Raw genomic sequence first — 10927 nt, 5'->3', positions numbered from 1 at the left:
AAATAAAATTTTTTTTAAAAAATATTTTACATTTCAAAGGACATCGTGTATAATTTTGAAGTAAAAAAGTAATTTATTTAAATGTAGTTTATGTAGGAGGAATTATGCAAAGATACATTGGAACAGTAGTACGTGGAATCCGTACACCGATTGTAAAAAGTGGAGACAATTTAGTAGATATTGTCGTTGATTCCCTAGGAAAGGCTCTTGAATCAGAAAATATTTCTATGAGAGATAGAGATGTGGTAGCAATTACTGAATCTTTAGTTGCAAGAGCTCAAAACAATTATGTTACAATAGATGACATAGCAGAAGATATTAATAAAAAATATACTGGAGAAATTGGTATAGTATTCCCTATTTTAAGTCGTAACAGATTTTCAACAATCTTAAGAGGAATCGCAAAATCAGGAAAGAAAATCCATTTTCTATTCTCCTACCCTTCTGATGAAGTTGGAAACTCACTAATGGATCCAAACCTTCTTTATGAAACTAAAATCAATCCTTTCACAGATATATTAGAAGAAAAAGATTATAGAAGAATTTTTGGAGAAGTCGTTAAACACGAATTCACTGGCATTGACTATGTGAGCCTTTACAAAGAAATTTGTGGCGGTAATTGTGAAATTCACTTCTCAAATGATCCTAAAACAATCTTAAATTATACAGACGAAGTTCTTGTTGGTTCAACTCACACAAGATTTAGCATCAAAAGACTTTTAAAAGATCAAGGAGCAAAAATTGTTCTAGGTCTTGACGATATTTTAACTGAATCTATTAATGGCAGTGGTTATAACCAAGAATTTGGACTACTTGGCTCAAACTTTGCTTCTGAAACAAAATTAAAATTATTCCCAAGAGATGGAGAAAAATTTGTAAATGAAGTTCAAAAGAAATTAATAGACAAGTACAACAAAGACATTGAAGTAATGATTTATGGCGACGGAGCTTTCAAAGATCCCGTTGGAAAAATTTGGGAACTTGCTGACCCAGTAGTTTCACCTGCACACACTAAGGGACTTACTGGTACACCAAGTGAACTTAAAATTAAATACATTGCAGACACTGACCTTAAAGATATGGACTCTGAACAAGCAACTGTTGCAATGAAAGAAAAAATTTCTCACAAAAATAAAGATTTAGTTGGAACTAATGAAACTCTTGGAACTACTCCAAGAATAATTACCGACTTACTTGGAAGTCTTTGCGACTTGACAAGTGGTTCAGGAGATAAAGGAACTCCAGTAATCTTAATTCAAGGTTACTTCGACAACTTTGCAACAGAATAAAAATTAAGGAGCTTCGGCTCCTTTTTTTTTGCTCATTTTTATCTAGTTTCTTTTAATATTTTATTTATTATTTATAAAATTTTGACAATCTAAAAATTGCTATGCTAAAAACTCAAATAAACTATTCTTTCAATACTTACCATAGATACAAAAAAACCGCAACAAAAGTTGCGGCTTTTAGTAATTTATTTAACTGTGTGGATTAATACCATCCTCTAAGTTTCATAGCTTTGTCGATAGATTGAATAGCGTACATGTAAACTCCTTCTCTAGGAACTACATCATATTCATCACAAACTGCGAATACGCCCTTGATAGCTTTCATCATATCAGCTTCTTGTTTTTCTTCAACTTCAGCTTCAGTCCAGTACATTCCGTATTGGTTTTGAACCCATTCATAGTAAGAAACAAGAACTCCACCAGAGTTAGTTAAAATATCTGGAGTTAGAGGAATTCCTCTTTCTAAAAGAACTTTATCTCCTTCTGGAGTAGTAGGACCATTAGCAGCTTCACAAACTAATTTAACATTAAGTTTTTTAGCTACATCGCCAGTAATTACATTTTCAAGAGCAGCTGGAATTAAGATATCCCATTCGCCAGTCCAGAAATCATCAGAAGAAATTTGTTTTGCATCTGGATAACCAATTAATGTGTGGTGTTCGTTTTTATATTCAATAAGTTTTTTGAAATCTAGTCCATTTTCATTGTATAGAGCGTAGTTTCCTTCTTTTTTGTCCCATTCAGCTAGAGCGTAAACTTTTCCGCCTTGTCTTTCAATGTTTTTAACTGTGAAAGATCCAACATTACCAAAACCTTGAACTGCTATTTTAGCGTGTTTAAAATCAATTCCTTCACGTTTAGCAGCTTCTCTAGTTACTACTGCAACACCAAATCCTGTTGCTTCGTTTCTTCCTTCAGATCCACCAAGTCCAACTGGTTTACCTGTGAAAGTTCCTATATCTTGTCTGTCTCCGTTTAATTTGATGTATTCATCAATAAACCAAGACATAATTTGTCCATTAGTGTTAACATCTGGTGCTGGAATATCAATTCTTTCGCCAAGATATTTATAAAGTCCTCTTACCCAACCTCTTGAAAGTTGTTCTAATTCTCTATCAGAAAGTTCAGATGGATCTACACAAATTCCACCTTTTCCTCCACCATATGGAAGACCAAGTGCTCCACCTTTGAAAGTCATCCAAAGAGAAAGAGCTTTAACTTCATCAAGGTTTACATTTGGATGGAATCTAACTCCACCTTTTGCTGGACCAACTGCTGTTGAGTGAGCTGATCTCCAACCTTTGAAAGTTTTAACTGAACCATCATCCATTTTTACTGGAATAGAAATTTCAATAACTCTTTCAGGTTCTTTTAGGATTTCATAAACTGCTGGATCGCAACCTAGCTTGTCGCAAGCAGCTTTAACTTTTTGTTGGGCTGCTACTAATGGATTTAAAGTATCTGTCATTTTAAACACTCTCCTTATGTATAATCATGATAACCATTTCTTACAGTCATAATTATATCAAATAGAAATATTAAGTTCAAGAAGTGGAATTAAGTTTAACGATTTGTTTGGATTTATACTTTTAGTTTTGTGATTTATTTTTTTTTCGTAAAAAATAATTCAATTTGTAAACAATAGTAAATATTTTTTTGATTTTTTATTTAATTATTTCTATATTTTTGCTTAGTTTTATTCAATATATTATGGTATTTTTCTCTGTAATCATTTTCACTAATACTAAAAAAGTATAAAATATAAATCTCAAAAATCTTACTATAATCTAAAACTATAAAATTTTATTTTATTTTTAACTTAATTTTCTCTTAAATATGGTGTATTATACCTTATGAGGTGTTTTTATGAACTCAAGAAGAATAAGTCTTAAAGAATGGATTTTTTCAAAAACTTTTGGCAGAAAACTTCTATCAGTGATAGTATGCAATATAATTCTTGCCTTTTCCATAGTTTACATAATAAAGCCAAATTTACTAATATCTGGAGGTCTCACTGGCACAAGTATATTGATTTCAAATGTTACGGGACTTAGCCTTCCAATGTTAATATTTTTGTTAAATATACCCACTTCAATACTGAGTATGTTTTTCTTGGATAGAGATTTTACATTTTTCTCTACACTTTCAATCTTGTTGCTATCCCTATTTGCATCCTTTTACCAAAAAATAGCACCAGATTTTTATTTAACTAAAGAACCCATACTCGCTTGTGTATTTGGCGGCATTTTAAATGGAACTGGCATGGGCATTGCCTTTAGAAATGGAACATCAACTGGCGGTCTTGACATTGTAGCTGCAATTTTAAAGAAAAAATTTAACATCACTATTGGAAGTGTACTCATGGGAATTAATTTCATAATAGTTAGTTCATTAGGCTATTTCTTTACCTTTGACAAAGTTCTCTTCACTTTAATTTTAATGTTTATAAATTACAATGTTGTAGATAAAATTCAACTTGGCGTTGGAAAACAAAAACAAATCCTCATAATTTCTGAAAAAAATGAAGAGATTGCAAAGGAAATTCATAAAGAAATACATAGAGGTTCAACTTTTATCAATGGCGTAACTTCCTACAAGAGAAAGGACGTCTACATCTTATACGTAGTTTGCTCTTCAAGACAACTTGTGAAAGTTCGTCAAATTATTAAAGAATACGACCCCGAAGCCTTTGTTTCCGTTTCCGATACATCAGAAATTTTAGGCAATGGCTTTAAAGAACTTTCAGTTTAAAATTTAATTTTGTAATACTAAAAGACTTTGTAAAATAAAAACCACGACAATGGAAAATCCAAAATCGTGGTTTTTTTACTTTATCATTTGTCCCGCTGCTATATATATTCCAATTAAACTCCAATCGTAAATTATGTGAATGAGATAAGTTACTGTAAGATTTTTAGAAAGAACATAGGACATAGAAAGCCCCGTCCTTATAATTGAAATTATTAAAACAGCTTGTAGAATATTATAATTATATGTTGAAAGGTGCATTGCTCCAAAAATCACTGAGGAAAGTATTATAGCAAGAATTGTCTTTAAAATTTTATTTTCAGACTTCATTTTATTTATCACAAATAAAAAGGGAATTATAAAAATTATTTCTTCAGCAATAAATTGAATTAGCGTCGATATAAAAAAGCTTTTAAAATTATCTGGAGTTAATACTTCAAAAATTGGATTAACATCGGACTTTATGCCCAATTTTGTTACTACAATCGATGAAACTACAACTGCAATAATAGAAAAACCAAGCCCAATAATTATATAAAGCAAGTCCCTTCTTTTTAATGGCAAAAATATTTTGACTATAAAGTATTTATCTACAATTACTAAGGAAAGTAGAGAAATTACACTAACTGCAAGAGCCATTATTATTTCATTTCTAATATCAAGGATAGCAAATAAAAGGCTCACTCCATAAAAAGATCCTATGGAAATAATAAATGCAAGTATCCACTTCCAAGTCTTTGCTTCTATTTTAGGATATTCTCTTTTCATTTAGCACCAAACCCTATAAAGCCCTCATCTGTCAAAAGATAATTTAGCGGCATATCATATTCTTCATGCACTAATTTTTCTACAATTTGCTCAGAATAACCAATGCCCATTCTTATTGTTTCAACTTTTGCAAAAAATTTATCGTAAAATCCTCCGCCATAACCAAGTCTATAACCATCTTTGTCAAAGGCAAGTCCCGGCGTAATAGTTAAATCTACATCTATTACCTCTTTGCCTTCCTTTGGTTCTAAAATTCCCATTTTGTTTGGTTCTAGGTCATCTATTCCCTTAACTTCAACTGCAATCATCTCCTTGCCCTTTACAAGTGGCACCAAAAGTTTTTTGCCATCCCTTAAAATCATAGCAATAATTTCCTTTGTATCAACTTCACTTTTATAAGATATAAAAATAAATACAGACTTTGCATCTTTGTAAATTTCTAAATTTTTAAGTCTTTCTCTAATTTTTTTATCCTTTTCATCTCTATTTTTAATTTCTTCTCTTAGTTTTGAATATCTTTTTCTAAGTTCCCTTTTATCCATTTAAATCTCCTTGTTTTCACAAATTTCTTTGTAATCGCAATTTTTGCAGTCGCTGCTGGAATTATAATCGCCAGAGGTAATGCTATTTGTCATTGCAATTATTTCAGCTTCAACTTTTTTTAGAAGTTCACATAGTTCATCTTCTGTAAAGTAATTTCTCTTTCTATCATCTCTCGGCAAAATGTCAGAATTTTTTATCACAGTTGTAAGTTCAGCCTTTTTTACAGAACCATAAATTGCACTTGCTATTTTTTTACCCACTTTTATTCTAGAAATAGCATAAATTGGCATTTGAAAAGATTTTAAATCTTCTATTTCCTTTTTAGTCCTAACATTTGACCTCTTGTAATCAATTAAAATTTCACTATCGCCCAAAGAATCAATTCTATCAATTCTTCCCTTTATTTTTATTCCAGAAATATCTGTATCTATTTTTTCTTCAAAATATTTTGGCGTAAAGCCATATTTTTTTTGCTCCTCTAAATCACTTTTAATATATTCTCTTAAAGTGTTGAAAGAATTTATAACAGAAATTTTTTCTAAAAAAGAAAGACTATTAAATTCTCCCAAATTTTCTTCTTCTAAAATCAATTCCTTTAGAGTTTCAATGTTTAAATCCCTTTCCCTCTTGAAATATTTTTCTAAAATATGGTGATATTTATCGCCAGTTCTCTGATAATATTTTTCATCATAATCTTTTTCAAGTTTTTCAATTTTGTAAACTTTCTCAAAGAGAAATCTTCTTGGACATTCCTTTAAGGTGTCAAAATCTGTAACATAATAATTTCTCTCCCTTATTTTTTTGTTGATTCCAACAAGTTCTTCCCTTGAAACATTATAATTTAACTCCTCACGAGAATTGTCAAAATCAAGCTTTGAAGTAGAATAAATTTTCTCATGCTCTTTGATTTTTAAGCCTAAATCAAAAATTAATTTGTTCAAAAGTTTTGAGAGTCCCTTTTCATAATCATCTATTAAAATAAAAACTTCCTCCGACATAATTAAATCGTAGATTAGATAGATGTAATCTCTCCTAAAATTATCTTTTATTAGTCCAATTTCCTTCATGTCCTCTTCAGATTCTCTATTGTAAAGAAAATTATTTTTTACATTTCTCTCAAAATTTTGGCCAAACCCAATTAAAAATAAATTTTTAAATTCTCTATAATAATTTGATGAATAATTTGAAATTTCAATTCCCTCTAAGTTTTGAATTGCATCTGTCCTTGATTTTTCAATATACTTTTTTACAATCAATACAAAATCAAAGAGTGAAATCTCGCTATAAAGTGAAGAAAGTTTCTTCATTTTTGAGAAGTTTTCTTCCATTTTGTCGAGAAATCTTAAATCTCTAATTTCCAAAGTGTCGAGATTTATTTTTACCTCATCCTTAATTTTAACTTTTGCAGAATTTAAGTATTCGCCAAAAAAGTTTAAGTAATAATCTATATTTGCAATCTCTTTTATGACTTCCCCTTGTAAAATTTCAACTCCACTTAAAAAATTATCTATTGAGTCAGAATTTACTGTAATGCTCTTTGTCTTTGAAAAATCTATGTCGTATAAATTATTAAAATCATAGGACAAAAAGCCCTTTTCAAGGTCAATTGCATCACATTCAATGGGAAAATATGAAAGTCTAACACGTTTTAATGTGTTTTCTTTGCTTTTATCTTTAAAATATTCCAATAAAACCATAAATTCATTTTCTAAAAGAGATCTTTCACTGCATTTCACATTAAATTCCAGATTTTCAAAATTTTCACGTGATTTTATTTTATAGGCAAGTCTTTTTGAGCCAGTTAAAATGTCAATGTCCTCGATTTTTTTATTTTTAAGGGTCATTTTTATTTTAGAGAAAAATAAATTGTAAAAATCTCTCTTTGACGAAATCACATTTATTTTTTTGCCCTTTAAATGCTCTTTATAATCTAAAAATGTCCCCTTTTCTAAAATAAAGCCAAGAGCCTCTAAAATTTTTATAGTAGAGGAAACTAATTCTGAACTAAAAAAGTTAAAGGGAAGGTCGATATAAATATTTTTATTGGGAATTTTAGATAGTTTTTTTATAATTTCTTCTTCACTTTGTCTAAATTCCAAAAATCCCGAGATTATAAAAGTATCAAAGGGAGTTTCTTCCATTGACTGCTCCTTTAGCCTACCATAAAGGTCATATCCTCTTTTTTCAAAATAATCTTTGTAAATTTGAAAAACTTCTCCGAGATTTTTAAAAATTTCACCCTTTATCTTTAAAATATCTTCGTCGCATAAATTATTTTCTACTATGTCATCGAAAAAATCCAAGATGATGTCCACAGTTTCGGGGAAAATTTCTATATCGCCAAAATTATTCTTCAAAATTTTAGAAAGAATTATGTATTTTAAAATAGAATCGGGTTTGCGCCTGCGGTTTTTCTTTCCAATGCCGTCAAAGGTTTCAAACTCGGTCTTTGTTATATCTACTTTATTTTTTAGCATATCCCTTATGTAAAAATTTATCGCAGATTGAGAGGGCAAGATTATCAATGTCCTCTCGCCCTTTAAATTTGCAAAATCAAATTTTTCCCTTGGATTTATAAAAATTATTTTTTTCATTTAAAATTTCACCCAAATTCACTTCAAAAATTTCCTCTGCAATACACGTCATTTTTTCTCCCGGAAGATAAGTAAATTTCTTGCCCAATAAATTTTTTAGCTTGTCGCTCTCAAAGACAAGGGCATAATTGTGCAAAAATTGACTATCCAATCCCTTGTCCATAAAAATTTTATTTGTTTTATCATCTCCATACTTCCTGTCGCCAATGATAAATAAATTTTTTTCCTTCAAAGAAGCCCTAATCTGATGCGTCCTTCCCGTAATTAAATTGACAGAAAGAAGAGAATATCCGCCCTTATTTTTTAACACGTGAAATTTTGTAATTGACCTCTTGCCTTGGTCCCTAGATTTTTTCATCACATTATTTTTTGTCTTAACTAAATTTATGTCCACATCAAAATCATTTTTCACATTTCCAGAAACAATGGTAATATAATATTTTTTTATCTCGTGATTTTTTATAGCTTCATTTAAAACTTGTAAAGTTTTTAAATTTTTAGCTCCAATTAAAATTCCAGATGTATTTCTGTCAAGTCTATTTACAAAGGCAGGTCTAAAGGATTTTTCAAGCCTTGGACTGTATTCGCCCTTTTCAATTAAATAATCCACCATCCTGTCGAGAGCATTGTCTTGATAAGTGCTACTGTCGTTATGAGTTAGCATATTTACCGGCTTTTTTACCAATATTATATCCTCATCTTCGTATAAAATATTTGGAAGCTTTGAGTTCTTAGATTTTTTTATGTCTTTCTTAAATTTATTAATAGTATCTTCTGACAAAAATAATTTTATGCTGTCCCCTTCGTCGATAATATCCTCTGGTTTTGCCTTTTTACCGTTTAACACTATATTTTTCTTTCTCAAATTTTTATATATAAAGGAAAGTGGCGCCTTCTCAAAATAAATTTTAAGAAATCTATCCAACCTTCTTTCACCGTCATTTTTATTTACAATAATTTCTCGCATAATTTCTCCAACTTTTCATTTTTTAACTTTACTGTTATAATTATATCAAAACAAGATGAAAAGAGGTTTATTTTGAATAATTTTAACAGAGGCAAACTCTTTTTTATTAAATTTTTACAAGTTTTATTGTCAATTTTATTTTTCTTAGCCTTGGTTTTCGTAATCAAGTGGAGAATTGACTCCCTTTATCTAAATTCAATTTCAAACCGCAAGGTACAATTAAGCATCGTAGACGAATTTACAAAGACGGCAAATGAAATTTTAGTTGCAACTGGACTTAAAGATGAAAAATCTGTAAAGCCAATTGTAGCTTTAGACGAAGGCAAAGAGGAAAATGAAGATGATGACAATACTAAAGCAAAAATTACAATTCCTGAAGGCACAAATGTCGATGGACTTGGCGAAATTTTAATGTCAAAGGGTTTAATAAAAGATTTGAATGCTTATAAGGCATTAGTTGACGATATGCAAATAGGAAATAAAATTGTTCCCGGCACTTACGATTTAAACAAGGGATTAAAGGTAAGGGAAATTCTTGCCAAAATTTCTAACACAAATTTAAAGACCTACAACATAAATATTAATGAAGGTGCAACTCCAGCCGATGTTGCAAAAACACTTATGGATAATGGAGTAATAGTTTCACAACAAGCCTTTGTAGATTCCTGCAACAACCTTGGCGTAACTGCCTTTGCACCTGGAACACACGAAATTTTAATGCCATCAAAAGTGGCAAATATAATTAAATCACTTGCTAAAAATTAATCTGTGGGAAACTGCAGATTAATTTATTTTATCTGTTAATATTGCTTATTTATTTTAGCAATAGATATTATAGATAAATTGTGATATATTTTAAAAAAGAATGGAGGATATTATGCACAAAAATAGAATTAATAGACTAATAAAAAAGATGAAAGAAAATAATTTGGCTCACATGATAATAAGCGACCCCTATGCAATTTTTTATTTTTTAGGCAAAAAAATTGAACCAGGAGAAAGAGCCCTTGCACTTTACATTCATAAAGACGGAGATATTGAACTTTTAATAAATGAATTATTTCCACAAGATGATGATATGGGAGCGCATCTAATTTGGTATAACGACATTGAAGACGGCATCGAAAAGCTTTCAAAATACATTAAGGATGACGAAATAATTGGCATAGACAAGTTTTGGTCTGCTAAATTCTTGCTTCGCCTTCAAGAAATTTTTCCCGACAAAAAATACATCAATGGTTCCGACATTGTAGACGCAGTAAGACGCATTAAAGATGAAGAAGAAATAAAATTGATGCGTGAATCTTCTATAATAAACGACAAAGTTATGGAAGAAATTATCCCTTGGGTTGTAAAGGGACTTAATGAAAGACAACTTAGTGCAAAACTAAAGGAAATATATAAATCACATGGCATTGAAGAAGTTTCCTTTGAGCCAATCACAGCTTACGGAAGATCTGCTGCAGATCCTCACCACTCCACAGATGACACTTGTGGCAAACTAGGCGACTGCGTAGTTTTAGATATTGGCGGAATGTATAAAAATTACGCCTCTGACATGACACGCACAGTTTTTATAGGCGAGGTAAGCGACAGAGCCAGAGAAATTTATGAAATCGTAAAAGAAGCCAATCTTCGTGGCATTGCAGCAGCAAAACCAGGCAACAAAATGTCTGACGTGGACAAAGCTGCAAGAAGTTACATCGAAGAAAAAGGTTACGGAAAATATTTCACTCACAGAACTGGACACTCCATTGGACTTGAAACTCACGAAGCTGGCGACGTTTCATCTGTAAACAACAGCATAATAGAAGCTGGACAAATTTTTTCCGTTGAACCGGGAATATATTTGCTAGATGAAGGCATTGGCGTGCGTATCGAAGACCTAGTGCTAATAACAGAAGATGGTTGTGAAGTTTTAAACCACGTTTCAAAGGATTTAAAAGTTGTCCCAGTAGAATAATTTTATAATTAAAACTAAAAAAAGCTGTGTCTCCACAGCTAAATCAATAATCTAT

Annotated in this window: 9 protein-coding genes; 4 read left to right on the top strand and 5 right to left on the bottom strand. The window is 30.6% G+C overall.

Annotated elements, in window-relative coordinates; genetic code table 11:
• The first annotated feature begins 104 nt into the window (after positions 1-104).
• A complete protein-coding gene (locus ACQRC6_RS09310; protein WP_427848672.1) occupies positions 105-1289 on the top strand; it encodes a coenzyme F420-0:L-glutamate ligase in 1185 nt (394 codons plus the stop codon).
• Between the two features lie 202 nt (positions 1290-1491).
• Here the strand turns inward: ACQRC6_RS09310 and ACQRC6_RS09305 are convergent, their stop codons facing one another.
• On the bottom strand, positions 1492-2757 hold the full coding sequence (locus tag ACQRC6_RS09305) for a Glu/Leu/Phe/Val family dehydrogenase (protein ID WP_427848671.1): 1266 nt from the start codon (positions 2755-2757) through the stop codon (positions 1492-1494).
• A gap of 398 nt (positions 2758-3155) precedes the next feature.
• Between ACQRC6_RS09305 and ACQRC6_RS09300 the strand changes: the two genes are divergently transcribed.
• Positions 3156-4040: a YitT family protein gene (locus ACQRC6_RS09300; protein ID WP_427848670.1), complete on the top strand. Its 885-nt coding sequence runs from the start codon at positions 3156-3158 to the stop codon at positions 4038-4040.
• A 75-nt stretch (positions 4041-4115) separates the two neighbouring features.
• Here ACQRC6_RS09300 and ACQRC6_RS09295 read toward each other — a convergent pair whose 3' ends face one another.
• Genes ACQRC6_RS09295 through ACQRC6_RS09280 form a run of 4 tightly spaced genes read right to left on the bottom strand, consistent with a single transcriptional unit; the run spans position 4116 to position 8909 of the window.
• Positions 4116-4805, bottom strand: a complete 690-nt coding sequence (locus ACQRC6_RS09295) for a CPBP family intramembrane glutamic endopeptidase (RefSeq protein ID WP_427848669.1) — start codon at positions 4803-4805, stop codon at positions 4116-4118.
• Positions 4802-5347 (bottom strand): 5-formyltetrahydrofolate cyclo-ligase, encoded by a 546-nt coding sequence (locus ACQRC6_RS09290; protein ID WP_293557375.1) that lies wholly within the window; start codon positions 5345-5347, stop codon positions 4802-4804. The genes ACQRC6_RS09295 and ACQRC6_RS09290 overlap by 4 nt, the downstream gene beginning before the upstream one ends.
• Positions 5348-7942: a PD-(D/E)XK nuclease family protein gene (locus tag ACQRC6_RS09285; RefSeq protein WP_427848668.1), complete on the bottom strand. Its 2595-nt coding sequence runs from the start codon at positions 7940-7942 to the stop codon at positions 5348-5350.
• The gene (locus ACQRC6_RS09280; RefSeq protein ID WP_427848667.1) at positions 7902-8909 is read right to left on the bottom strand and encodes an RluA family pseudouridine synthase; all 1008 of its coding nucleotides are present in this window, start codon (positions 8907-8909) and stop codon (positions 7902-7904) included. Before ACQRC6_RS09280 ends, ACQRC6_RS09285 begins: the two co-directional genes overlap by 41 nt.
• Before the next feature lie 72 nt (positions 8910-8981).
• Here ACQRC6_RS09280 and ACQRC6_RS09275 point away from each other — a divergent pair, with 72 nt between their 5' ends.
• Complete coding sequence (locus ACQRC6_RS09275) at positions 8982-9674, top strand: endolytic transglycosylase MltG (protein WP_427848666.1); 693 nt, start codon at positions 8982-8984, stop codon at positions 9672-9674.
• A 112-nt stretch (positions 9675-9786) separates the two neighbouring features.
• A complete protein-coding gene (locus ACQRC6_RS09270; RefSeq protein WP_427848665.1) occupies positions 9787-10872 on the top strand; it encodes a M24 family metallopeptidase in 1086 nt (361 codons plus the stop codon).
• Positions 10873-10927 lie beyond the last annotated feature (55 nt).

It is taken from the genome of Peptoniphilus sp. SGI.035 (genome assembly GCF_050315115.1).
GTDB lineage: Bacteria > Bacillota > Clostridia > Tissierellales > Peptoniphilaceae > Peptoniphilus_A.
The sequence above is the reverse complement of the archived record's forward strand: the minus strand, read 5'-3'. Positions and strand labels throughout refer to the sequence as shown.